The sequence below is a fragment of the Yokenella regensburgei genome (genome assembly GCF_051486985.1).
Lineage (GTDB): Bacteria > Pseudomonadota > Gammaproteobacteria > Enterobacterales > Enterobacteriaceae > CBFFRJ01.
In genome coordinates this window covers 23759-48529 of sequence record NZ_JAHVDV010000028.1, presented here as the reverse complement: position 1 = coordinate 48529, position 24771 = coordinate 23759, and the positions used below count along the sequence as shown (strand labels likewise).

The following is a 24771-nucleotide window of genomic DNA, read 5'->3' as shown; positions in this document are numbered from 1 at the left end:
CTAATAGTCAGATCATGAGAGTTGTTTATCTGGAAGCTTATTTTAGTTGAGAGAAATATCGACAGATGTTTATATCTCCCTATAAGTAGACGATATTATGTCATGGGCATAAATATCCAGCTTCACGAAGCCAATGTGAATCCTGTTTGACTGTTGAACAACAGTCGGGGATGTATGGGATAATTTCAGCTTGCTTTTTTTCTATCGCATACAAGCAAATATAGCCATCTTTTTTCCCTGATGCTGTCACTGTGGGATCAGCCCCGTTTTTGAGTAGAAATATTGAGAATTCAATATTATTTTTCCAGAGAGCAGTAACTAATGCAGTATCTGTAGGGGCGTGTGCAGTTGCATTAATATCTGCGCCATGTGAGATCAAAAAGTTTGCTATTTCTCTGTGTTTTTCTGTTCCATAGTATGCGGCAACGATTAATGGTGTTTCCTTATATTCTCCAATGGCACTATTGACGTCTGCTTTAGTGGTGCTGACCAAAAAATGGACTGCTTCAGTGTTGGCTCTTCCTACAGCTAAACTTAAGGCCTCATTCCTGTCTGGTAACGTAATTGTTTTGCATTGCTTAACATCATTTAAATTACATTGCGTACTGTTTAGGCATTTTTCACAAAAAAACCATCTGTTTTTTAATTCACGTATCGTTGATGGAAAACTGGCTACAGAACTCAAAGAAAAATTTCTTTTATATTCATATGAATCACACGAACATATGATTGCTGGTAATAAAAAAAATAGTAATAATCTCACTTTATTTAAAATTATCATTACTTCCCTCTCATTTTTGCATCTTCTTGTGCAGCAAGATATGCATCGCCACCAAGTTGTTCCACTGCGAGTTGATAGATACCAGCAGCAGCATAACAATTAGATAATGTATCCTCAAGGCCGGGAATGTCTTTCAAACTTTTATTACATGCTAAAACTATATTTTTTCCTAATTGGGTGTCGCAATATGCTTTATTACTTTCTAACGTACCATAACATATATCATGGGTTCTACAGGCTGGCATAAAGTCAGCACCAAATAAACTATCAGGAACATACCAGTCTGAATCTTTATCACCACAGCCATAACCCCAAGGATTACCATCAGGACGCATCGATACTGGTTTTGCGGCTTCAAAATATTCTGCCATTGATTTTGTTAATTCAGATTGAATACCCGGGGAATTTACAAATGGCCCTAATGCGTTTTGTATATCCAGACCAAGTGAATCAATTTTTTCAATTGGATTTAATGGATATATATATTGATTCCATTCTCCACGCCATCCAATCGGATCCTGAGTAATATACCTCCCCTGCAACGGCTCGAGATACCGGTGACGATTATAGTACAGCCCCGTCTCTTTATCCCACTGTTGTCCTGGCAGCCGGATAAGCTGTTGCAGATGATGCGGATTATCCTCACGCAGCATATTTCCCCACTCGTCATACTCTGCGCTCCACGCGATATTGCCGTCCGTATTAATCAGCGCCAGTGGCAGTCCCCGGTGGTCGCAGTGGTACAGGTGGATTGTCCGCTGCGGCGTGTACTCCGGCTCCACCTGATTTTTCATCTGCTCCACGGTCAGCCCGCACATCGCCAGCCATTGCTGATTTTGTTCGCTTATCTGATTTGTTTTCAGTTCCTGCTCCAGATTATCCAGCATTGCCACCAGCTCCGGCGCAAACGCCATCCCCGCGTCCTGCTGCAGTTTCTCCGCCAGCGTGCGACGGACGGTTCTGCTCAGCTCTGGTGTTGCCGTTTCAATGCGGATTAACGGTGTAAAGCTCCCTGGCTGGTACACCGTCTGGATGCGGGTAGTGCCCGTCTGCGTGGTGGTCAGGCGGTCGCCATCCCAGCCGTACCAGGTCACTTCCGGCTCGGGATCCAGCCACAGATAACTGTCCCCGTTTGAGTCATGCTCCGTCCGGCTTTTCCATACCCGTTTACCAATACGGCGGCCCAGCGGATCATAGGCATAGCGACTCTCCGTCAGGGTGTCTCCCTGCTGCATCAGGCGGTAATGCGTGAGTCGGTGCTGGCCATCATAGCTGTAGTGATGCGTATAGCTGCCGCCATTCCTGACACGTCGCTCATCCTTTTCCGTCAGCCTGCCGTGTTGGTCGTGGTGGTAAAAGTAGTCTGTGTCCAGGGCGATGCGGTTGTCGCGCCAGACCTCCGACAGCATCGGGTATTTATCCCGCTCTGCTATCCGGTTGCCCGCCGGGTCGGTGAGTGCCCACTGCGTAAGCTCATGGTGTGGAGATTTGATGTGCGTGCTGACCAGCCGTCCGGCGTCGCTGTACTGATAATCGCGCTGTTCATGCGGGCCGTTGATTCGGATAAGCTGCCCGGCTTCGTTCCAGGTATAGTCGCGGTTAAGCTGCGGTTTGTTAAAGTGGTAACTCTCTGGTTGCCCGGCGACAGCGTATGCTGTGGTTCTTTCATACTGACCAAAGCTGAGCAGCGTTTCACGGTGCAGGCGGTCGCGGATGAAATCAACCAGCGGTTCGTCACCGAGCTTCATTCCGGCAATATAGCCGGAGCCGTAGGTGAGCCATTCCACCGGCGACAGTTGGTCGGGTGTGGTGATGGTCGCCAGTCCCTTATCGCTGTAGTCCTGCTTTGTTTCATGCTGCCACAGCAGTTCACCGGTTTCCGGGTGATGTACCGTCTGGCGCTCGCTGATGAGGCGGCCCCGGTTATCATGACCGTAATGCACGGCGACGCGCCGTCCGTCACTGAGGTGGCTGATGTCTGTCAGCCAGCCACGTTCGTTGTAGAACCACTGTTCTGCCGGTTCGTCGTTCACGGTTCTGTATGTCAGCCGGTCAGATTCATCGTAATGCCACGCCGTGACAAGGCTTTCATCCTCGCTGCGCACAAGCTGTCCGGTCGCGCTGTAACGGTAACGCTTCACCCTGCCGTCAAAACCGGTTTCCTGCGTCAGCCTGTCCAGCACATCGTAAGTGAATGCCGTATGGCTGCCGTTTTCACTGGTGAGTTGCGTCACCCGGCCTGCGGCGTCGTATTCCATCCGGCGCGTCAGGCCGCCTTGCGTGGTGCTGATAGCGTTGCCCCGGTTATCGTGGGTGGTTTCGCTGCGGCTACCGTCAGGAAAAATGACTGCCGCCAGGTCGCCCGCCACATTGTATTCGTAACGGGTTTCCTGCTCTGCGGTATTCCGCTGGCCGACCAGCCTGCCACGGTTATCATAAGCGCGGTACAGGCTGATACCTTCCTCCTGGTGTGTGGCTGTCAGTTGCCCGAAACGGTCGTATTCATAACGGGTTTCATAGCCAGAGCAGTCGGTGAAGGTCAGCAACTGCCCGTAGCGGCTCCACACCATCTGTTTTTTGCTGCCAGTGGCGTCTTCGGTAGCGCAGGGATGTTCACTGCGCGAGTCAGCATAAAAGTAACGGGTTGTACCGCCGTTGCGCGTCGTTTCGGCAATCAGTCTGCCCAGGTCATCGTATTCCTGCCGGGTTTTCAGCCCGTCCGGGTACAGCGTGCTGGTCAGCTGGCGCTGGCTGTTGTGGTAAAGTTCGGTGCGCCTGCCGTCCGGTGTGATAATTTCTTTCAGCAGGCCGGAGCCGGGACTCAGGCGATATTCCGTTTTACGGCCCGCCGCATCTGTCTGCGCAATAAGCCTGCCTGCGGGGTCATATTCGCTTTGCGTGACACTGCCGTCTGCGCGCTCCAGCTTCACCACCCGCTTCAGTCCACCGTCACCTTCAGTGTGCAGCACTTCACGGCGGTTCAGACTGTCGGTGATGGTGATACTGTTTTTTTTGTATGCATAGGTGTAGCTTAAGCCTGCCGGGTTGTGCTGCGCTGTCACCCGACCTGTGGCATCATAGTGATATGTAGTCTGCGGACGCCCGGTGTGGTGGTGCGCCACCATTCGCCCCGGATGTTTTGCGTCATAAACAAAATCACGCACCACGGTATTGCTGCGGTCGTATACCGCCACCAGTTCGCCACGCGGGGAGTAGGTATAACGCGCCAGCGGTGCAGCAGGCAAATTATCCGGGTATGCCGGGTCACGGGTAAGCCACACTTCTGCCAGGCGAACACCGTCATCTGCGCCGTACTCCGTGGCAGGCAGCACCTCCGGCACCGGGGGCTGTTTTGCGGATGCGGCCTGTTTGCGGACCTGCTCTGCCCGCTGTGCCTGGGTGGTCAGCACCAGCCGGAAGCGGCGACCTGCGCCATCTGTCACCCCGTTGATATCTCCGGCAAAATCGCCTGACACATCCCGGTGAAATGCCAGCGCGTGTCCGAATCTGTCGACAATCCCGGTCAGCACCCGGTACGGCGGTAGCGGGGCGGGCAGTGCTTCATCAGGTTCAGGAACGCGCTCAGACCAGCCGAGTATCCACCACGGCCCCTGTACGCTGTTGGTGGCGAAGTAAATATGTGGACTGGCGCGGAGCGATTCGGGCAGTGACTGCCAGAGAGTATGCAGCGGATTACTTTCATGCAGCGCCGGAACGCCGCCCCGCGCCAGCCAGAACGATTCGCTGCGGCTGAACGCCGTTTCACCGGGAAGCAACGGGTCAAAGTGAATGCTGCGCCCGCCATTGTCATTGAGTATCAGTTCATCTTCACGAATCTGTAAGCGGATATCAAAAGGCGCTTTCCAGCCGGGGCCAAAGATACCCACCGGCGCAGGCGTTTTCGTCCGGTAACTGCTGTAAGAACGAGAGAGCACAAACGGCATCGGGCCGGGCAGGGCAAAATCCGTTTCGCCGGGCTGCACTTTCGCCCCCAGCAATGGGTTGACCGGGTTGCCGGAGGTCATGCCACCGGGGCATACTGAACAGGCGACACCGGTGGGCGCGCCAATCATTACACCCGCCGACCCCTGGATTATCGGGCCACCCTTCAAGGTGCCGTCGCCCTGACGCGCCGCCGGTTTTCCGCTCATATTCCCGTCCTTTTATAAATTTTTATTTTCCTTTAACATACTGCCCTGTTGCTGCGGTGACATTGCTCAGTACTGCCGCATATCCGGCGGCTGGCTGCTGTCTTCCTCCGGTGCTTTCGGCGGATCTTCCGCTACGCCGCAATTCCAGTTAATCATCAGCGCATCGCCGCTGAGGGTCTGGACGCCCTGGAGGTTAATGGCGGTGCCGTTAAGGAATATTTTTCCGTCCTGCGTCAGCACCAGCCGTGCCTGCCCGCAGCGCAGTTCCAGATGTTCCCCGGCGGAATAGACCGCCACCTTTCCTGTGTTTTCGGTTTTGCTTTTGCCCACCGTGAAGGTGACGTTTTCCCCCACGCTGACGTCATAGCCTTTGCCAACCAGCAGGGATTTATAAATACCGACCTGCGAGGACTGCGTCAGCGCCACCGAGGTATTCATCACGCCGCCCACCGTGGTCTGGTACGCCACCCCGACCGTCAGCGCCCGCGCCACGCCCACCGTTTCTGCCTGATTCTGGCCGACGGTAATGCTCTGGTTCTGGCCCACGGTCTCTTTCTGATTCTGTACCACCGTCTGTATCTGGTTCTGCTTCACGGTGATGAGCTGATTGCCGCCGATGGTTTCGCGGTGGTTTGCCGTCACATCGGTGGTGCGGTTATTCAGCACATCGGTATCCATATCCTTCTGCGCATGGATATAAACCTGCTCCTGCCCCGTCGCATCCTCAAAGCGCAGCTCATTAAAACCATCCCCTTTGTAGGTTTTTGAGCGGATGGTCATCTGCGTCTTCGTTCCCGGCAGACTGCCGGGAGAGCGGTTGTCCTGGTGATAGGTGCGTCCCATGATGATGGGCTGGTCAGGGTCACCATTGAGGAAGTCCACGATAACCTCCTGACCCACGCGCGGAATGGCGAGATTGCCGAATCCGGCACCTGCCCATGCCTGCGATACCCGCACCCAGCAGGAGCTGTCCTCATTCCCCGGACAGTAACGGTCCCAGTGAAACCGCACCCGCACCCGGCCATGCTCATCGCAGAAGATTTCCTCTCCCGGCGGCCCCATCACAATTGCGCTCTGCGGACCATCCACCTTCGGTTTCAGCAGGGGCTGCGGTCGCCAGGTCCGGTCAGTGGGGATAACCTCAAACTGGTTATCCAGCGTGGTGCCCGGCCCCTGACTGCCTTTCAGCGCCTGCGGCTGTTTGCCCGTCAGAACGCTGCTGACAACCTGCCATTGCCGGTTAAGCTCTCTGACCGGATGCCCGGTAAGCGTAAAAATGACGCCCGGCCATAATGTCGGTGAATTGCTGACGCAGGAGGCTGTCTCCGCATTGTTGCGCCAGCCCTCCATCTGATAGCGGGCGAAATCCTGCCCATGTTGCTCATCCTTAAATCGTCCCGGATAATCGAAAACTTCATACTGCGTGCGCTGGCCGTTAAGGTGCTCGCCATCGCGTCCGTAATACGCCGGCCATCCCGGCACCTTAAAGGTGTAGTCCTTGGTTTCCACCGAAGAGGGGCGTATCTGCGCCTGGTAACTGAATGTACTGACAGTCAGGGGCAAAAGAGTGGTCGCGGGGTTGGGGTTAAAGGGGATTTCATCCGTGCGGGACAGCCCGGCCATGTCATCGCACAACGTTAATGTTTGCGTGTCGGCAACGTGCCGGTCAAAAAAGAAAATCCCTTCCTCCGACCACAGGCGGATGAGAAACGCCAGGTCGGTCTCGCCATACTGCACGCAAAATTCCCGCGCCGGGTGATCTTCATAAAACAGCGATTCCCAGCCTGTGATACCGTTTTCTTCCAGCAGCGTGGTGGAAATGGTCTGAATATCCTGCTGCTGGAAGATACGGAAATTTTGTCGCAGCCCGGCGCGCCACAGGGGAGGGTTGATGGTCAGGCTGTAGCACATCTGCCAGCCGTTGTACTCTTTCATCCCGAAGCGGGTGACAATGCCGCTGATATGGCGCTGTGGTGTATCTCCCTGCCAGACAGTCAGGGTGGCGTTCTTTTCCAGTACGTTTTCCGCTGCCTGTCCGAAAGCGTCACTGGCGACTTCAATGTCCAGAGTAAACGGGGATGAATAACGCTGTTTCAGCAGAAAGCTCACCACGGCGAAGGTTTTTGACCCCAGACCATCCACGTCCAGTGTGAAACGTAAACCTGTCGACATAAGTGCCTCCCTGAATCAATAAAACGGGGCATTTCCGCAGGCATCGCAACAGGCGTTATCTGGTCTTCTGACTTATCTGCGAATAACCGGGGAAATGATTAGCATCACTGATAAATAATGTCCCATTTAAAAACGACTCCCTGTCCTGTTTTATGATTTCTGTCAATGAATGGTGAATTGTGTTTTATTTTTATTAAAAATGTATTTTATATTTATATCCGTCACATGAATATATGGCCTGTATTATTTTACATCCGGTGAGCTACTGAAATGCTGTCGGGCAGTGGGGAGCATCTTGCCTGCGTTTCTGCCCCCTTGTCGGCGTTCATCAATCGCCGTATCTTTTACTGGCATCTGCAAAATCAGGTGCCGGGATTGGAACCCTGAATGACTTCACTGACGACACGAGGCGCGTCTGCGCTTTTTTTGTGTCGTGCGCTTTGCTACATATCAATGGTGGGGCCGGGCGGGGGCATCGTAAGATGCGCCAGTGTCAGTGAGGCTGGTAGTTCCAACCCTGTCCGGTTCCACCACCCATGAGATTGGAACCTCTGGTGGTGGGCGTAACTCGCTACTCACTGGAGGCTGCCTTACGGCGACAATCCTCAGCCCGACACACCCGTTACTTTCCATCCCTTTCAGCGCCGACACCGATTTTACCGTCCTCGCCACCCCCTGCGACAAACTCGCGCTTGCCCTGGCGGAATGCAACGATCCGGCACTGCGCATGGCATTCTGCGGACGACTGGCCGCTGCGCTCACCCTGCTGAGACCGGGATTATTCGATCCGATCCCACCGCACCACAAAGCGTTCCCTGCAAAATGAGATGGCGGCGGTGCGCTGTATCCTGAAACAGGCCGGGCGTGCAAAACTGGCAGACGGTGACCGGATAAACAACCATTCACTGGGGTTGTCCGGCGCATCCCGTAGCGGTACGAAACGGGCCATCACGCCGGAGCATTACCGACAGGGGCTGGAAACCGCCAGAGTCAGAGAGCCGGGGCTGGCGGCAACGCTGGAACTTGCAAGGCTGATGGGATTACGCTCGCAGGAAGCGGTACAGAGTGCGCAGTCATTAAGAACGTGGAAACAGTCGCTGGAGCGGGAGGAGTCCCGGCTGACTGTGGTATTCGGCACCAAAGACGGCCGTCCGCGTGAAACCGTTATTCTTGATGCTATAGCTGTCAGAAAAGCGCTGGATAATGCGCTGGCGGTGGCAGAAGATCGCCACGGCAGGCTGATCGATAAGCCTGACCTGAAAAGCGCGATGAAATACTGCCACAGCCAGGCGTCGGGTCTTGACTTAACTGGCGCCTATTCCCCACACTCGTTGCGTTATGCGTGGGCGCAGGATGCCATTCGTCATTACCTGGCGCAGGGATTCAGCGAGAAGGAAGCGCTGGCGTTGACGGCAATGGATTTGGGCCACGGCGATGGGCGCGGACGGTATGTGGCGCAGGTTTACGGGCGACAGGAAAAGACTGGTTGATAGCTACTACCTTGAAAAATTGAATTATTGATTGGTTTTCATACAAAAAATTTTGAGGACAAAATTTTTTGTATGCTTTCCGATTAATCACCGGGATATTAAATACAAAACCTTTTAATACAGAAACGCAGATCCGACTCAATCAGGATCAGCGTTTTCATTTTCAACAAATTATATTGCCGCTGACTCAGGCCGCCTTATGCTGTCGCGCATAAATATACGGCGCAACGTACCCTTCGCGGCTCACGTCGAGATAATTCGACCACCACTCCATCATCTCCATACGGCTTCCAGATGCTCCGCCTTATGCACATCGCACGCCGTTGCGCTCTTTGTGGCTCATCTGGCGCTCGATGGCGTCCTGCGACCACAGTGCGGACTCGTTCAGGGCGCTACAGGCCATTGTTCTGAAACCATGACCGCAAACCTCGGTTTTGGTGTCGTAGCCAATCACCCGTAGCGCTTTGTTGATGGTGTTTTCACTCATCGGCTTGTTCATCGAATGCGCACCCGCAAAGACAAATACCGACTCTCCAGTAATTTCCTTTATCTGCTCCAGCAGAGCGACGGCCTGTGCGGATAACGGCACCAGATGCTCATCTTTCATCTTTGCGCCACGCGATGAAAATCTCACGCCCTTAACCGCTTCCCGCTGTGCTGGCACCGTCCAGATATGGGCTTTCAGGTTGAACTCATCCCAGTGGGCGAGGCGCAGCTCACTGGAGCGCAGAAAGACGTGCAGGCTCAGCTCCAGCGCCAGATGGCGGGTTTCAATTTTGGCGATATCCATCGTGCCAATATCGGGAAAGACGTAGCGATGAAGACAGGTGAGGATGTTATCGGCGTGGCCTTCCGACCAGAGCTTAAGGCAACTGGTGTGCCACGCGGTGGCGATAAAGGTAAACGTGCGGGATGTACCCACGGCGGCGTTATCCGCCTTGCGGATCTGCGAAGGACAAATACCGGACGCCAGCAGCTTACGCGCTGCATCGCGTTTTTCGCGGGCTTCCGCCAGCGTCACCAGAGGATAAGCGCCAAAGGCTAGACAATTTTCTTTGTCATCGAAGCGATAGCGGAAATACCATAACTTAGCGCCGCTGGTGGATACCGTCAGGTACAGACCTCGTGAATCGGTGATTTTGTAGGACTTTGCGAGGGGGTTCGCGGCGCGAATTTTACTGTCAGTTAGCATGAGGGTCTCTCCGTTCATCGAACTGAATGAACCCTCAATCTGACTCACAATTTTCCGGATACACAGGGATAAATCAAAACGTATCCGGAAAGATTTTTACGCTAACTAATTGAATTGCATACACATAGGAATTCATAAGGAAGCATAAAAAAGGAAAGGTGGTGCCCGGGCTCGGACTAACGCCGCAGGCGTTGAACAGCGCGCTTGTCGCGCTGGCCCCAAAGGGGTGAGCCGCGTGCGGCGAATAATCGAACGAAGTTCGATGGAGAGTCCACATCTCTAAAAGCAAAAACCCAGCCATAGGCTGGGTTCTCTGAATAAGTGGTGCCCGGACTCGGAATCGAACCAAGGACACGGGGATTTTCAATCCCCTGCTCTACCGACTGAGCTATCCGGGCAACGGCGGGCATTAAAACCGATTCGCCTCGCCTCGTCAACGAAATTTCTTCAAATCGTTGCAGACTGCACAATCTATCACCAGAAAAGAGGAGATGCACGTATCTTCAGGCAAAAAAGGCGGTCCACAGGGCGGAAAGCGGCATGGCCAGAACGAGGGCAGGCAGCATGTTCGCTACTGCAAACATCTTGATGCCACAAATTCTTAAGCCCGTAGCTAACAGGAGCACACCGCCCACGGCGGTAAAATCGCCCATCATCGCAGGCGTGGTTAACGGCATAATCAGCGTGGCGCTGTAAGCGAGGGTGAGCTGAATCGCCAGCATTGGCACGCTGATCGCGGCGACGGCAATGCCCAGCGAGGTGGCAAAAATTAATGCAGTAAAGAAATCGAGAAAGGCTTTTGCAATGAGGATACTGTTATCCCCGGTCATGCCTTCACGCATCGCGCCGAAGATACCGGTCCGCTCGCACAAAACAGAATAATGATCGCCACCAGACTCTGAATAAACGCCTCATGCCCAGTGAGGGCGTGTTCACCGCCACGACGCTTTTGCAGCACGTTGCGCAGGCCATTTACGCTACCGCTGATGCCGCGCTCCACGTAGCAGAGTTCACCAATTAGCGTGCCGACAAGAGTAGAGAGCACCATCACGGGGAGATTGACGCATTTAATCACCAGCAGAATGCCGATCCCCAGGGATGCGAGGCCAAAAATCGACGGCATATTGGCGCGAATACGTTCCGGCAAGCGCTGGCTAAGGACCGCCCCCAGAACGCCGCCTAAAAGAACGGCGGCAGCATTGATAAAGGGTCCAGTAAACACGTTTTTCTCCTGATACCTGGCGTGAGCAACTGCATAGTATGGCGCTGTAATGCACATTATTATGCCCGAATAATGCGGTGCTGGTGAGTATTAATCTTTTGAATATAGTTACTTATGTGAACCAATGAAAATGCGTCTGCATGAGGCTAAAGTTTGCCGTTGTCTCGTTGGTTGCAGCTGTTAATAAATGATGACATGATTGCGCGGATTTTCCTCTCAACCACACGGGACGGCCTGGGATGACGCGACTCTCCTCACTCAGACATCAGCATCGCACACCCGTGCGCATGTTCACCCGTTCAATTTTATCCCATACTTCACTCACCATGCGGTGAGGCTACCGTACGCTCACTTCAGGACAACATTAAAACCAGATCTTGTCTGATTTTACTGATGTCTGGCGGTCGGAGCGGGTTCCAGTCAGACACCTTCGTGGGGTGAGGCAAACGCTTCATCCGGGGCCTTTTTCCCCCTGTAACGGGTATGTGTGCTTATGAAAACAATGAAAATTGCCGTCAGCCGCGAGCTGATATCCACCCTGTCTACGCACCGCGAAAAGGTGACGCTGGACAGTACCGACTTCACGGATGTGGCGGCAGTCGTCATTACCCTGGCAGAGAGCCGTAGCGGTATTCTGGCGTTGCTCAAACGGACAGGCTTTAACCTGCCGGTGTTTTTATTCGACAATGAAACCGAGGCGCTGCCGGACGGGGTTACCGCGATTATTAACGGTCAGGATCAGGACTGGCTGGAGATTGAAACCGCCGCCTGCGCCTATGAAGAGGATCTGCTGCCGCCCTTTTTTGATACCCTGCGCCAGTACGTTGAGATGAAAAACGAAACCTTCGCCTGTCCGGGCCATCAGCACGGGGAATTCTTCAAGAAACACCCGGCTGGCAGGCAGTTCTACGACTTCTTCGGCGAGAATGTCTTTCGTGCCGACATGTGCAACGCCGACGTTAAGCTGGGCGACCTGCTTATCCACGAAGGCTCTGCGAAGCACGCACAGAAGTTTGCGGCAAAAGTCTTTAACGCCGATAAAACCTACTTTGTGCTGAACGGTACGTCTGCCGCCAATAAAGTGGTGACCAATGCGCTGCTGACCCGGGGCGATCTGGTGCTGTTTGACCGCAACAACCATAAATCTAATCACCACGGCGCGTTGATCCAGGCCGGAGCCACGCCGGTCTATCTGGAAGCCTCACGTAACCCGTTCGGTTTTATTGGCGGCATTGACGATCACTGCTTTGATGAGGCATACCTGCGTGAACTGATCCGCGACGTGGCGCCGGAAAAAGCCAACCAGCCGCGCCCGTTCCGCCTGGCGATTATTCAGCTCGGCACTTACGACGGCACGATTTACAACGCCCGGCAGGTGATCGACAAGATCGGCACGCTCTGCGACTACATCCTGTTTGACTCTGCCTGGGTAGGCTATGAACAGTTCATCCCGATGATGGCCGACACCTCGCCGCTGCTGCTGGATCTGAACGAAAACGATCCGGGGATCTTTGTTACCCAGTCCGTTCATAAACAGCAGGCCGGTTTCTCGCAGACGTCGCAGATCCATAAAAAGGATAACCACCTGCGTGGACAGGCCCGTTTCTGCCCGCACAAACGGCTGAATAATGCCTTTATGCTGCATGCCTCGACCAGCCCGTTCTATCCGCTCTTCGCGGCACTCGATGTGAACGCCAAAATCCATCAGGGTGAGAGCGGGCGGCGTCTGTGGGCCGAGTGTGTTGAGGTGGGCATTGAAGCCCGCAAGTCGATTATCGCCAACTGTAAAATGATCCAGCCGTTCGTGCCGCCGGAAATCGCCGGTCGCCCGTGGCAGGATCATCCAACTGAGGTGATTGCCCGTGAGCGCCGCTTCTTCAGCTTTGAGCCGGGTGCCCGCTGGCATGGTTTTGAAGGCTATGCTCAGGATCAATACTTTGTCGATCCCTGCAAGTTGCTGCTGACCACGCCTGGGATCGATGCGCAAACGGGGGAGTACACGGAATTTGGGATCCCGGCAACGATCCTGGCGAACTACCTGCGTGAGAACGGCATCGTGCCGGAAAAATGCGATCTCAATTCAATTCTGTTCCTGCTGACACCGGCCGAGAGCACGGCAAAAATGGCCCATCTGGTGGCGATGCTTGCCCAGTTTGAACGTCATATTGAAGACGACACGCCACTGGCCGCGGTGCTACCGACCATCTACAACAAGTACCCGGTACGCTATCGCGATTACACACTTCGCCAGCTTTGCCAGGAGATGCACGACCTTTACGTGAGTTTTGATGTGAAGGATCTGCAAAAAGAGATGTTCCGCAAGGCGAGCTTCCCGGCAGTGGTGGTTAACCCCCAGGACGCGCATCAGGAGTATATTCGCGGCAACGTGGATCTGGTTCGTATCAGCGAAGCGGAAGGGCGCATTGCCGCCGAAGGCGCGTTGCCCTATCCGCCGGGTGTGCTGTGCGTGGTGCCCGGCGAAGTGTGGGGGGGAGCGGTACAGCGCTACTTCCTGGCACTGGAAGAGGGCGTCAACCTCCTACCGGGCTTCTCACCGGAGTTGCAGGGGGTCTACTCCGAGACGGATGCCGACGGGATTAAGCGGTTATACGGGAACGTGCTGAAGCAGTCCTCTGCGGCCTGATGCTTTCCTCTGCGGCCTGATGCCCTCACCCCGGCCCTCTCCCACGAGGAGAGGGAGAAAAGCGGAGTGTGAGGTCTACCAGATCGCACTGAACAGTCCCCTCGCCCCTTTGGGGAGAGGGTGAGGGGGAAAACTGGGCACAATCCCTATGCACTCTCCGCCGTCCGGCGGTACATCCTTCTTGGATGCCCAATCTTGCCGTACTGCATCTCCACCGCTAAAAAGCCCGACTCCACGCCGTGCTCCAGGTAACGGCGGGCGGTGGTTTTACTTAACCCCGTCTCCACCACCACCTCATCCACCGAAAAACAGCGCTCACCGGCATCGGCAAACAGCGTCTGCACGCGAGACAAGGTGTTCTCCTCAATCCCTTTGCTGCCGTTATCCAGCTTGTAATTTTTCGCCTGTAGCTGGTAGAGCGAATCCACGTTCTGCTGGTCGACAATCTTCCACACCCGCTGCTGCTCGGTGAACTGCACAAAACGCTCCAGCGACTGGCTAAGCCGCTTCCACGACACCGGCTTGAGAATATAATCGAAGGCGCCGTTGCGAATCGCCTGACTACAGGTGTCCATGTCGCTGGCGGCGGTGATAAAAATCACCGAACAGTTAGCGCGGATAATCATCGGATCGCTAATCAGGGTGATGCCCTTGCCATCCGGCAGATAGTTATCCAGCAGCACCAGCTGTGGCTGTTTACTGGTGAGCAGCGCCTTCGCCTCTGTCAGAGACGTGGCAATGCCTACCAGCCGCAAGCGCGGATGTTTACCGATAAGTTCAGCATGGAGCTGCGCCAGCTCGTTTTCATCTTCTACTATCAGTACACCTATCTGTTCATGTCGCATAAGTCTGGTTTTCCAGCGTCGTAGCGGGGCATTGTATACACTTCATCCTTCAAACTGCCTCTTCGTTGGCTGCCTTTATTCACCCCAGTCACTTACTCATGTAAGCTCCTGGGGATTCATTCAGTTGCCGCCTTGATGCATCTTGAATGATTTTGTGTATACGTGGCCCGTTTCAGGAATAAATAAAGAGAAAATCGTGCCGCGCGGGGTGTTATCAGACACTTCGATCGTGCCGCCTGCCTGGGTGACATAGCTTGCGATCAGATAGAGGCCAATGCCATGATCGCCACTGCGCTTGGTGGTCATCCCGCGTTCAAAAATGTGATGCCGTAGATCCGGGGCGATCCCCACACCGCGATCGGCCACTTCGATGATAAGCTCGCGTTCATTTTGCAGGATCAGCACATCAACCGGATCGTGCGGCAGCGCTGCGCGTTGGGTTGCTTCGATGGCGTTATCCAGCAAATTGCCAATGATCGAGATAAGTTCGGCTTCGGCCAGTGAGTGGGCTGGTCTTGCCATCTGGCAACCAGGATCGAATGCCAGCTCAACCCCCTTTTCCCGCGCGCGGGCTGCTTTGCCCAGCAGCAAACCGCACAGCGTCGGCGAGTGAAAACGGGACGAGATAAAGTCGAGCAGCTCCTGGGCATGTTCCGACTGCGCCTGTATGTAGCGTATGGCGTCGTCATAACGCTCCATATGCAGCAGGCCGGAAAGGGTCGTCATCCGGTTAAGCTGCTCGTGGCGCATGATGCGCAGGTTATCGACGTAGCGTTTTACCTGGCTGAGCTGGGCGCTGAGGCTGTCTATCTCATTGCGATCGCGAAAGGTGATAACCCAGCCCTGTAATTTGTCTTCCAGCATGATGCGTACCCGGCTCGCGATCACCGTCACCTGATTAAAGCGGCAAATCTCATCATGAGTATCTTTTTCAAGCATCAGCTCACGGGAGAAAAAGGGGACGCCTGGGATCAATTCGGTAATCAACTGCCCGCGCAGCGCCCGCGTCGGCTGGCTCAGACTCAGCAGTTTCCTGGCGGCCTGGTTGATCACTTCAATACGCAGATTGCTGTCGATAGCGATCACCCCTTCATAAATTGACTCCATCATCGCTTTTTGCTGGCGTACCAGCAGGCCAATTTCCCGTGGCTCCAGAGAAAAGATCTGCTTTTTAATACTGCGGGTGAAGAACCACGAAAAGATAAACAGCGCCGCCAGCAGTAGTACGGCAGCAATAAAGATGTTGATCGCTTTACCAAGCGTGATGGTGTCGAGGTAGCTTGTGAGATAGCCCACCGAGACAATGCCGATGACCTGGCCTGCGTCGTTAAATATCGGTGCTTTACTGCGTAAAGAAATACCCAGTCCGCCCTTACGAATAGTCGTCAGGCTTTTCCCCTGTAACACTTCCTGATTATCCCCGCCGACCAATAATGTGCCGACTCTGTCTTGGTAAACAGAATGAAAAAGATGAATGCCTTTATTATCACCAATAACAATAAAGCTGGCATCGCTGCGCTTGACGACCTTCTGCATAAAATTAGCAATAGCCGACGTATCTTTTTCAGCAACCGACTTGCGTAAGCTTGGGATAATGGCTATTTCTTCTGCTTGTATTTTTGCCCTGACACTCATTTCCTGATAAAGCTGGCGGCCCACATCGATATAATAATAACTACCCAGTAAGATAAACAAACCGGAGAAAAAAAGAACCAGCGATATAAACAGCTTAATCTGGAACGACAGTTTCATGAGGCCACGCGCGAGCGAGAAAAACAGCAATGTAACATCTTTCAGCGCTGCGGTGGCGAGTTTACCGGAAACTTGTGATCCTTTGCACATCAGGCAGGCAGTGATACTGATAAAGAAACAGAGATTTTCTGAAAATGTTATTAAATTGTTTTTTAATATAAAGAAACCATAAAAACCACGGGAATAATTACGGCGTTAATCACATTAAAAAATAGAAACCATAAAAACCATAGATGCCATTAAAACTCTGGTTTTATTATGCGACCCCTCACATATTGTAAACGCTTGTCCCTTTACTCTTACGCTGCAAAATAACCAAGGGGCTTAATTATGAGCACAACTGATGATTCTTTTTCTATTACCTCTGAATCGCTCTCGATTCAAAAAACATCTTTAAAAGACAGATGGTGGCACATCATGGATACCTGGAAGGTCGGGATTATTCCATTGCCATTATTTGTTCTCGCTGGTGCATTGATAGCAGTTGACTGTCTGGGTGGGAAATTGCCGAGCGATATCGTGGTGATGGTCGCTACCCTCGCGTTTTTCGGCTTCGCCTGCGGCGAATTTGGCAAACGCCTGCCGATTATCGGTAAACTCGGTGCGGCGGCAATTTGCGCCACCTTTATCCCGTCCGCAATGGTCTATTATGGCCTGCTGCCCGACGTGGTAGTGGAGTCCACCACCAAATTCTACAAGTCCACCAACATTCTCTATCTCTATATCTGCTGCATTATCGTGGGCAGTATCATGAGCATGAACCGCACCACGCTGATTCAGGGCTTTCTGCGCATTTTCTTCCCGATGCTGTGCGGCGAGATTGTCGGCATGATCGTGGGAATGAGCGTCGGTATGCTGCTCGGTCTTGAACCCTTCCAGATCTTCTTCTTTATTATTCTGCCTATTATGGCCGGCGGCGTGGGTGAAGGGGCTATTCCGCTCTCCATCGGTTACGCCACTATTCTGCATATGGATCAGGGTGTTGCGCTCGGTCGCGTGTTGCCGATGGTGATGCTGGGTGGGCTGACCGCCATCATCATCTCCGGCTGCCTGAACCAGCTGGGTAAACGCTTCCCGCACCTGACTGGCGAAGGCCAGTTGATGCCTGACCAACCGAACAGCGCTGAGAAGTCAACGCCTGCACCGGCATTCAGCGGCAAAGCGGACGTCACGACCATTGCCTCCGGCGCGCTGCTGGCGGTACTGCTCTATATGCTGGGTATGCTGGGCCACAAGCTGATTGGTCTGCCTGCACCGGTTGGCATGCTGTTCATGGCGGTGCTGGTCAAGCTGGTGCACGGCGTGTCGCCGAAAATCCTTGAAGGCTCGCAGGTCGTTTACAAATTCTTCCAGACCTCCGTGACCTATCCCATCCTTTTTGCCGTTGGTGTAGCTATCACGCCGTGGCAGGAGCTGGTTCACGCTTTCACCCTGACGAACCTGCTGGTTATCGTCAGCACCGTGTCTGCCCTTGTCGCGACCGGCTTCTTCGTCGGTGAAAAAATCGGTATGCATCCGATTGATGTTGCCATCGTCTCCTGCTGTCAGAGCGGGCAGGGTGGCACCGGGGATGTTGCCATCCTCACTGCGGGTAACCGTATGAGTCTGATGCCGTTCGCGCAGATTGCCACCCGTATTGGCGGCGCAATCAATGTCTCGGTATCGCTGCTGGTCCTTGGCAACTTCCTCGTTTGATTCATGTGTTACAGGAACTGATATGAAACTCGCAAGCTTTGTCCATCAGGGGATCCGCAGTTACGGGATCGTGAAAGCGGATGGTGTGGTCGATCTGGGACGCCGTCTGGGGAGCCGTTACAGTGATTTGAAATCGCTGCTCGCCGCCGACGCGTTAAGCGAAGCCCGGCAGTTTGCCGGTGACCAGGCGGATCTGCACTTCGATGCACTGGAATTTTTACCGGTGATTGATAACCCAGGAAAAATTCTCTGCGTTGGCATGAACTACGCCGAAAAACGCAAAGAGTTTGACCAGCACAATCCGGCGCCGACGCTGTTTATCCGCTTCGCTGATTCACAAACCGGACACCAGACGCCCGTCCTCAAGCCGCGCCACTCCAGGGAGTTTGACTATGAGGGCGAGCTGGCGGTGATCATCGGCAAAAGCGGAGAAGACATCTCCCGCGACGAGGCGCTGAACTTTGTCGCAGGCTACAGCTGCTACATGGACGGTTCCGCCCGCGACTGGCAGCACACCTGGTTTACCGCCGGTAAAAACTGGCGTCAGACCGGTGCCTTTGGCCCCTGGATGGCCACGGCGGATGAGATCCCTGATCCGCATAGTCTTGCCATCCGCACCTGGCTGAATGGTCGCATGGTGCAGGAAGACAACACCGCCAGCATGATCCACAAGGTGGCAGAGCTTATCGAGTACATCAGTACCTTTACCCGCCTGAACGCTGGCGACGTGATCATTACGGGCTCTCCGGGCGGCGTGGGTAAAAAACGCACGCCTCCGCTGTTCATGCATGCCGGGGATCGCATTGAAGTGGAGATCGAAAACATCGGTCACCTCAGCAATGTGATCGCCGATGCACCCATGCAGCAAACCCTGGCGGCGGCGCACTAAGGAAGCAGGCAGCATCATGCAAACACAACTCCCCATCGATTTTCGCGTGGCAGACGTGGCAAGCGGATCGCAGCGCTTTATGCAGATCCGTTCACTGCTCGCCGACAGCGGCTTAGGTCTGGACAGCGATATCACCACCTTCGTTGAAGCCTGGTCCGGTACGCGGCTGGTGGGTTGTGCGGGTCTGACCGCTAACGTCATCAAGTGTGTGGCGGTAGATGAAGCCCTGCGTGGAGAAAATCTCAGCGCCCGGTTGCTGGCGGAAGTCGAGCACCTGGCGCTCGCCAGAGGCCATTTTCATCTGTTTCTCTGCACACGCCCCTGTAACCGGGAGCGCTTTGCGCGCAGTGGATTCTGGCCGATTGCCCAGAGCGGCAATAACGCCGTGTTAATGGAAAACACACCGTCTGGCATCAGCCGCTATTGCCGTTCGTTGCAGCGTGCGCACGTGGCTGGCGCGCGAATCGGCGCGATCGTCATGAACGCGAACCCCTTCACGCTCGGACACCGTCACCTGGTGGAACAGGCCGCTAAATCCTGTGATCACTTACACCTGTTCGTGGTGCAGGAGGATGCCTCCTTTTTCCCGTTTACCGCGCGTATGAAGATGGTGAGAGCCGGGGTGGCCCATCTGCCCAACGTCACCGTGCACGAAGGGTCGGCGTACATCATCTCCCGCGCCACCTTCCCGGCCTATTTTCTTAAAGAGAGCGGGAAAGTGCAGCAGGCATGGAGCGAGATCGATCTGCTGATTTTCCGCAACCACATTGCCCCGGCGCTGGGTATTACCCATCGCTTTATCGGATCCGAGCCGTTTTGCGATATCACCCGTCAGTACAACCAGACCATGCACAGTCTGCTGGCGGGCGCGGTAGAGGTAATTGAGATCCCGCGCATCAAAGCGACGGGCAATGCCATTTCAGCCTCGGAAGTTCGGCGTTTACTGAAAACGCAGCAGTTTTCCCGTATTCGGGAAATCGTACCGGATACCACTTTCGCGCACCTTGAAATGTACTACAGCGCGGAAGTCGCTTAAAAAACTCAGGACATAAAATATGAAAATTGTTAGGGAGGCGCTGGCCGGGACCCTGGAATCCAGCGACCTGATGGTGAAAATAGCCCCCGCCGAAGGGGAGCTGGACATCGTCATCCACAGTGAAGTGATTAAGCAGTTCGGCGACCAGATTCGTGAGGTGGTGGTCACCACGCTGCGTAATCTGGACGTCCACCAGGGAGTGGTAATTATCGAAGATAAAGGTGCGCTGGACTGCGTTATCCGTGCCCGTCTGCAAAGCGCTCTTCTGCGTGCCAGCGACAGTGACCAGATCAACTGGGAGAAACTGCTATGAAAAAACTTCGTCGTAGTATGCTGTTCCTCCCCGGTGCCAATGCCGCCATGCTCTCCACGGCGTTTATCTACCGCCCGGACTCGATTATGTTCGACCTGGAAGATGCGGTAGCCCTGCGTGAGAAAGACACTGCCCGTGTGCTGGTATTCCACGCCCTGCAACACCCGATGTACAAAGATATCGAAACCGTGGTGCGCATTAACCCGCTCAATACCCCGTTTGGCCTGCAAGATCTGGAAGCCGTGGTACGCGCCGGGGTGGACGTGGTGCGTCTGCCGAAGACCGATACGCCGGACGATATCTACGAACTGGAACGCCACCTGGAACGCATCGAACTGGAATGTGGCCGTGAAATCGGCTCCACGCGTGTGATGGCGGCTATCGAGTCGGCAATTGGCGTGATCAATGCGGTGGCCATTGCCCGTAGCTCTCAGCGTCTGATCGGCATTGCGCTGGCGGCATTCGACTATGTGATGGACATGCAGACCGAACGCGGTGACGGCACTGAGCTGTTCTACGCCCGTTGTGCCGTACTGCATGCCGCGCGCGCCGCAGGCATCGATGCCTTTGACGTGGTGTGGTCAGATTTGAACGACGAAGCGGGCTTCCTGCGAGAGGTCGAGCTGATCCGCAAAATGGGCTTCAACGGTAAATCCTTGATCAACCCCCGACAGATCGATCTGCTGCACAATGCCTATGCGCCTACCCAGCAGGAAGTCGATCACGCGAAACGCGTGATCGAAGCGGCACAGGAGGGCGAACGTAACGGGCTTGGCGTGGTCTCCCTGAACGGCAAAATGATCGACGGCCCTATCATTAACCACGCGCAGGTTGTACTCGAACGTGCCGCCGCGTCCGGCGTGCGTCGGTAAGGACAGAACAATGAATCAGACAGAGCTTCTCCACGTTAATTTTCCGCACCTGCGCGACTTAAAACCCTTTGATACGGCCCACACGGCGACGCCGTGGCTTGCGGATGTTGAGAGTAAACATCACCGTAAACTGTGCGCCACGCTCGAAGAGGCCATTGCCCGTAGCGGCCTGAAGGATGGGATGACCATTTCGTTCCATCATGCGTTTCGTGAAGGCGACCGGGTGATTAACACGGTCGTGGCGACCCTGGCGCGCCTGGGTTTTAAACACCTGACCCTGGCCTCCAGTTCGCTGATGACCTGCAACGACAGCCTGATTGAGCATATTCAGAATGGCGTAATTAGCCGGATTTATACCTCCGGGATGCGCGGCAAGCTGGCCGACGCTATCTCTCACGGCCTGATGCAAGAGCCGGTGCAAATTCACTCTCACGGCGGTCGCGTTAAGCTATTGCAGGACGGTGAGCTGAACATTGACGTCGCATTTCTCGGGGTGCCGTGCAGCGATGAGTTTGGCAACGCCAACGGCACGCACGGCAAATCCGCCTGCGGGTCGCTGGGGTATGCGATGGTGGATGCGCAGTTCGCCCGCAACGTGGTACTGCTGACCGAAGAGCTGGTGCCGTTCCCCAACATGCCGGCAAGCCTGGTGCAGGATCAGGTAGACTACATCGTGCAGGTAGAGAGCGTGGGCGACCCGGCGAAAATCAGCGTTGGCGCGGCCCGTGTCACCAGCAATCCGCGTGAACTGATGATAGCCCGCTACGCGGCGGACGTTATCGAACACTCCGGCTACTTCAAAAACGGTTTTTCCATGCAGACCGGTTCCGGCGCGGCGGCCACGGCCTGCACACGCTTTATGGAAGAGAAGATGGAGCGCAGCGGCATAAAGGCAAACTTTGCGCTGGGCGGCATCACCGGGGGTCTGGTTTCGCTGCATGAAAAAGGGCTGGTGGCGAAGCTGCTCGACACCCAGTGCTTCGACAGCGAAGCGGCGGCTTCGCTGGCGCGTAATCCGAATCACGTGGAAATCTCCACCAACGTCTACGCTAACCCCGGCAGTAAAGCCGCCAGTTGCGACCAGCTGGATGTGGTTATCCTCAGCGCGCTGGAAATTGATGTCGATTTTAACGTCAACGTCATTACCGGCTCTGACGGCGTGATGCGCGGCGCGTCCGGTGGACACTGCGACGTGGCGGCGTCTGCTAACCTGACCATTGTAGTGGCGCCGCTGCTGCGCACCCGCATTCCGACAGTGGTTAAGCGTGTGACCACGCTGCTGACACCGGGGGAGAGCATTGATGTGCTGGTCACCGACCACGGTATCGCGGTCAACCCCGCACGGCCGGAAATTCGCGAGCGCCTGGTGGCGGCGGGCCTTAAAGTAGTGGATATCGATGTACTTTATCAGCGCGCGATTTCCCTTACCGGCACACCGAAACCCATTGAATTCACTGACCGTATTGTCGGCGTGATTCGCTACCGTGATGGTAGCGTGATTGATGTTGTTCGCCAGGTGAAGGAGAACAATGCATGACCGTACTGACGCCCGAACGCCCGGGCGTCAGCCTTGATGCGCTGCTGGCCTCAAAAGAGGCTCGTGCAGCGCGCCAGGCTGACTGGCTCACTCACTATCGACACCCGGTTATCTCCCTGACGCTGGTGACACCGGGCGCCCATAAAGACAGCATTCGTTATCGTAATACGATGGGTGTTGCCCTGCAGGCCTGCGATCAGCTGTTGTGGCAACATCACTGGTCGGTACTGGACCGCCAGGTATTGTGGCTTCCGACCGGTCCCGAAGCCTTGTGGTGCGTTGACCATACCGCGGTGGAAATCAAAGCCCGGTGCGTGGAGATGGAACAATCGCATCCGCTCGGCAGGCTCTGGGACTTTGACGTCCTGTGCCCGAAAAATGGTCAGATTGGCCGTCAGTCGCTGGATCTCGCCACCCGCCGCTGTCTGGTGTGCGACGAGCCGGGTCACGGTTGCGCCCGCTCGCGCCGTCATTCCCTCGACGAGGTGGTGGGACGCGTGGAGAAGATGATCGATGTCTGGTTCGCTCGCGACTAAACTCGCCCGCTTTGACGTTGCTGCCCTGGCGGTGATGGCGTTACGTCTTGAACTCAATCTCACCCCCAAACCGGGGCTAGTGGATCTGGCGAATAACGGTTCGCACAGCGATATGGATCATGCGTTATTTTTACGCAGTATTGCGGCCATCGCCCCCTGGTTTCGCCGCTTCGAAAAGGCCGGTTATGAACATGCGCTCAAACCCGCCAGTGAACAATTGCGCCTGCTGCGCCCGGCGGGCATGGCCTGTGAACAGGCTATGTTTGAAGCGACCGACGGCGTGAACACCCATAAAGGCGGCATCTTTTCCCTTGGGCTTATCTGTTTTGCCGCAGGCCGTCTGCGCGGACAAAACCGTCTCGTCTGTGCCGAATCCGTCTGCCAGCAGGTCAGTGAAATCTGTAAGGGGCTGGTGGCGCGCGAGCTGGCCTCACGTACCCATGCGGTGACGGCGGGGGAAATACAGTACCAGCAGTATGGCCTGACGGGGGCGCGCGGTGAGGTTGAAAACGGGTTTCCGACCGTGCGACAGCACGTGCTGCCGTACTGGTTTAAAGAGTCCGGCGAGCGGCGTTTTCATCATGCCTTACTGCGCCTGATGGCCGGAAATCTTGACAGTAACCTGGTCTCTCGCGGCGGCATTGATGGATTGTACTTTGTACAGCGCTATGCAGCCTCGCTTTTGAAAAACGGCTGGGATAATGAACGGTTGCACGCGATGGACAGGGCGCTCATGAGCCGAAACCTGAGTCCAGGCGGCAGCGCCGATTTGCTGGCGGTCTCTTATGTGCTGGCGACCCTGGGGTAGGGCATAAACAGGGGCCGCAGAGGCCCCGCTGTAATGAGTTTATCGCTTTTGCAGCAGATAGCTGTTTTCGAACCCAGGCAGGCTGCCGATAACATCGAAATCCTTGAAATAACCGCCCGCCCGCAGCAGATCGACTGCCGGGCCGACTTCCGGTGAATACTGCCAGTCACGGTAATCGTCAAAGACGATAAAGCCGCCTGAGACAACGGTCGGAGAATAGAGCAGGAAGTCCACCAGCACATGGCGACCCTCATGACCACCATCAATATGCAGCAGCACGGTCTGTGGTTTGAAGGCCAGCACGCGTTCAATACTCAGTTCCGAATACCCACGCACCAGGTTCACCTGCGGGAACATACGCTCATGGTAGAAACGGAGTTCGTTTTCCTGATTCGGCAACTCCATCGGATCAACGCTGATAATCCGGCGCTTATGCTGGCAGATCTCGTTCATAAAGGCGGTGGATTTGCCCTTCCAGACGCCGATTTCAATGATATCGCCCGCTACCTTGTTGTGCTCAAGCAGCCAGCAAAGGTAGCCCAGGCTTTTTACCTGATCGTGAAAAGAGAGCTCGCGACGTGGCATCGCTAACTCGGCGGGCAGTTCAGCCTGAGCCTGCCTGAGCGCTTCGCCCACCTTGTCCCAGGTGGTATCAATGACGTGCTTAATCTCAGGTGCTTCAAAGAAAACCCGTAAGTCGGCGATCTCTAACATCGTTTTACCTTCTCTGTGGAATCGAAATATCGGAATGGCGATAGGGTAAGAATCTAGCACTGTGGGGTCAGAACAAGAGGGCAAATATGCCGGGTTTTGTGACCTATTTGTGGGGATTGAAG

15 protein-coding genes, 1 tRNA gene and 4 pseudogenes are annotated in these 24771 nt (G+C 54.8%); 11 read left to right on the top strand and 9 right to left on the bottom strand.

Going from position 1 to position 24771, the window contains the following annotated elements; genetic code table 11:
- Positions 1-100 precede the first annotated feature (100 nt).
- The 3 genes from KXR87_RS17970 to KXR87_RS17960 all read right to left on the bottom strand — a co-directional run bounded on the left by KXR87_RS17970 (position 101) and on the right by KXR87_RS17960 (position 7104).
- Entirely contained in the window at positions 101-781 is a 681-nt protein-coding gene (locus KXR87_RS17970; RefSeq protein ID WP_437433574.1) for an ankyrin repeat domain-containing protein, read from the bottom strand.
- Entirely contained in the window at positions 781-4932 is a 4152-nt protein-coding gene (locus tag KXR87_RS17965) for an RHS element core protein (RefSeq protein WP_437433573.1), read from the bottom strand. Before KXR87_RS17965 ends, KXR87_RS17970 begins: the two co-directional genes overlap by 1 nt.
- 66 nt (positions 4933-4998) lie before the next feature.
- Positions 4999-7104, bottom strand: coding sequence for a type VI secretion system Vgr family protein (locus KXR87_RS17960; protein WP_437433572.1), 2106 nt, complete (start codon positions 7102-7104; stop codon positions 4999-5001).
- A gap of 541 nt (positions 7105-7645) precedes the next feature.
- On the opposite strand from KXR87_RS17960, the pseudogene KXR87_RS17955 reads away from it, so the two are divergent.
- Together KXR87_RS17955 and KXR87_RS17950 are read left to right on the top strand one after the other, a co-directional pair.
- A pseudogene (locus tag KXR87_RS17955) lies at positions 7646-7906 on the top strand (hypothetical protein); the annotation flags it as partial.
- 1 nt (position 7907) lies between these two features.
- Positions 7908-8594 (top strand): annotated as a pseudogene (locus KXR87_RS17950) (integrase domain-containing protein); the annotation flags it as partial.
- A gap of 187 nt (positions 8595-8781) precedes the next feature.
- Here KXR87_RS17950 and KXR87_RS17945 read toward each other — a convergent pair.
- From KXR87_RS17945 to KXR87_RS17935, 3 genes and pseudogenes are all read right to left on the bottom strand, one after another.
- Positions 8782-9786, bottom strand: a pseudogene (locus KXR87_RS17945) (tyrosine-type recombinase/integrase).
- Between the two features lie 322 nt (positions 9787-10108).
- Positions 10109-10184: transfer RNA gene (locus KXR87_RS17940), tRNA-Phe, on the bottom strand.
- 105 nt (positions 10185-10289) lie between these two features.
- Positions 10290-11008: pseudogene (locus KXR87_RS17935) on the bottom strand (DUF554 domain-containing protein).
- Positions 11009-11501: 493 nt separating this feature from the next.
- On the opposite strand from KXR87_RS17935, the gene KXR87_RS17930 reads away from it, so the two are divergent.
- Positions 11502-13652, top strand: a complete 2151-nt coding sequence (locus KXR87_RS17930; protein WP_437433571.1) for an ornithine decarboxylase — start codon at positions 11502-11504, stop codon at positions 13650-13652.
- Between the two features lie 146 nt (positions 13653-13798).
- On the opposite strand, the gene KXR87_RS17925 is transcribed toward KXR87_RS17930, so the two are convergent.
- Positions 13799-14497 carry a response regulator gene (locus tag KXR87_RS17925; RefSeq protein WP_437433570.1) on the bottom strand — a complete coding sequence of 233 codons (699 nt, stop codon included), beginning with the start codon at positions 14495-14497 and terminating at the stop codon, positions 13799-13801.
- Positions 14498-14617: 120 nt separating this feature from the next.
- Positions 14618-16249: an ATP-binding protein gene (locus KXR87_RS17920; RefSeq protein ID WP_437433592.1), complete on the bottom strand. Its 1632-nt coding sequence runs from the start codon at positions 16247-16249 to the stop codon at positions 14618-14620.
- 330 nt (positions 16250-16579) lie between these two features.
- Here KXR87_RS17920 and KXR87_RS17915 point away from each other — a divergent pair, with 330 nt between their 5' ends.
- From KXR87_RS17915 to citG, 8 genes are read left to right on the top strand one after another with little or no spacing between them, the layout of a single operon-like run.
- Complete coding sequence (locus KXR87_RS17915) at positions 16580-17944, top strand: 2-hydroxycarboxylate transporter family protein (RefSeq protein WP_437433569.1); 1365 nt, start codon at positions 16580-16582, stop codon at positions 17942-17944.
- Positions 17945-17966: 22 nt separating this feature from the next.
- Positions 17967-18833, top strand: a complete 867-nt coding sequence (locus KXR87_RS17910) for a fumarylacetoacetate hydrolase family protein (RefSeq protein ID WP_437433568.1) — start codon at positions 17967-17969, stop codon at positions 18831-18833.
- A gap of 16 nt (positions 18834-18849) precedes the next feature.
- Positions 18850-19869, top strand: coding sequence for a [citrate (pro-3S)-lyase] ligase (citC, locus tag KXR87_RS17905; RefSeq protein WP_437433567.1), 1020 nt, complete (start codon positions 18850-18852; stop codon positions 19867-19869).
- Between the two features lie 19 nt (positions 19870-19888).
- Positions 19889-20182 carry a citrate lyase acyl carrier protein gene (gene citD / locus KXR87_RS17900; RefSeq protein WP_437433566.1) on the top strand — a complete coding sequence of 98 codons (294 nt, stop codon included), beginning with the start codon at positions 19889-19891 and terminating at the stop codon, positions 20180-20182.
- On the top strand, positions 20179-21054 hold the full coding sequence (citE, locus tag KXR87_RS17895) for a citrate (pro-3S)-lyase subunit beta (protein ID WP_437433565.1): 876 nt from the start codon (positions 20179-20181) through the stop codon (positions 21052-21054). The genes citD and citE overlap by 4 nt, the downstream gene beginning before the upstream one ends.
- 10 nt (positions 21055-21064) lie before the next feature.
- Complete coding sequence (gene citF, locus KXR87_RS17890; protein ID WP_437433564.1) at positions 21065-22591, top strand: citrate lyase subunit alpha; 1527 nt, start codon at positions 21065-21067, stop codon at positions 22589-22591.
- On the top strand, positions 22588-23127 hold the full coding sequence (citX, locus tag KXR87_RS17885) for a citrate lyase holo-[acyl-carrier protein] synthase (RefSeq protein WP_437433563.1): 540 nt from the start codon (positions 22588-22590) through the stop codon (positions 23125-23127). Before citF ends, citX begins: the two co-directional genes overlap by 4 nt.
- Positions 23105-23935, top strand: a complete 831-nt coding sequence (gene citG, locus KXR87_RS17880) for a triphosphoribosyl-dephospho-CoA synthase CitG (RefSeq protein WP_437433562.1) — start codon at positions 23105-23107, stop codon at positions 23933-23935. The genes citX and citG overlap by 23 nt, the downstream gene beginning before the upstream one ends.
- A 39-nt stretch (positions 23936-23974) precedes the next feature.
- Here the strand turns inward: citG and KXR87_RS17875 are convergent, their stop codons facing one another.
- On the bottom strand, positions 23975-24649 hold the full coding sequence (locus KXR87_RS17875) for a class I SAM-dependent methyltransferase (protein WP_437433561.1): 675 nt from the start codon (positions 24647-24649) through the stop codon (positions 23975-23977).
- Positions 24650-24771: the final 122 nt, after the last annotated feature.

Coding starts and splice junctions, on each gene's coding strand:
- KXR87_RS17970 (WP_437433574.1), bottom strand. CDS start 781: ATGATAATTTTAAATAAAGTGAGATTATTACTATTTTTTTTATTACCA.
- KXR87_RS17965 (WP_437433573.1), bottom strand. CDS start 4,932: ATGAGCGGAAAACCGGCGGCGCGTCAGGGCGACGGCACCTTGAAGGGT.
- KXR87_RS17960 (WP_437433572.1), bottom strand. CDS start 7,104: ATGTCGACAGGTTTACGTTTCACACTGGACGTGGATGGTCTGGGGTCA.
- KXR87_RS17930 (WP_437433571.1), top strand. CDS start 11,502: ATGAAAACAATGAAAATTGCCGTCAGCCGCGAGCTGATATCCACCCTG.
- KXR87_RS17925 (WP_437433570.1), bottom strand. CDS start 14,497: ATGCGACATGAACAGATAGGTGTACTGATAGTAGAAGATGAAAACGAG.
- KXR87_RS17920 (WP_437433592.1), bottom strand. CDS start 16,249: ATGAAACTGTCGTTCCAGATTAAGCTGTTTATATCGCTGGTTCTTTTT.
- KXR87_RS17915 (WP_437433569.1), top strand. CDS start 16,580: ATGAGCACAACTGATGATTCTTTTTCTATTACCTCTGAATCGCTCTCG.
- KXR87_RS17910 (WP_437433568.1), top strand. CDS start 17,967: ATGAAACTCGCAAGCTTTGTCCATCAGGGGATCCGCAGTTACGGGATC.
- citC (WP_437433567.1), top strand. CDS start 18,850: ATGCAAACACAACTCCCCATCGATTTTCGCGTGGCAGACGTGGCAAGC.
- citD (WP_437433566.1), top strand. CDS start 19,889: ATGAAAATTGTTAGGGAGGCGCTGGCCGGGACCCTGGAATCCAGCGAC.
- citE (WP_437433565.1), top strand. CDS start 20,179: ATGAAAAAACTTCGTCGTAGTATGCTGTTCCTCCCCGGTGCCAATGCC.
- citF (WP_437433564.1), top strand. CDS start 21,065: ATGAATCAGACAGAGCTTCTCCACGTTAATTTTCCGCACCTGCGCGAC.
- citX (WP_437433563.1), top strand. CDS start 22,588: ATGACCGTACTGACGCCCGAACGCCCGGGCGTCAGCCTTGATGCGCTG.
- citG (WP_437433562.1), top strand. CDS start 23,105: ATGTCTGGTTCGCTCGCGACTAAACTCGCCCGCTTTGACGTTGCTGCC.
- KXR87_RS17875 (WP_437433561.1), bottom strand. CDS start 24,649: ATGTTAGAGATCGCCGACTTACGGGTTTTCTTTGAAGCACCTGAGATT.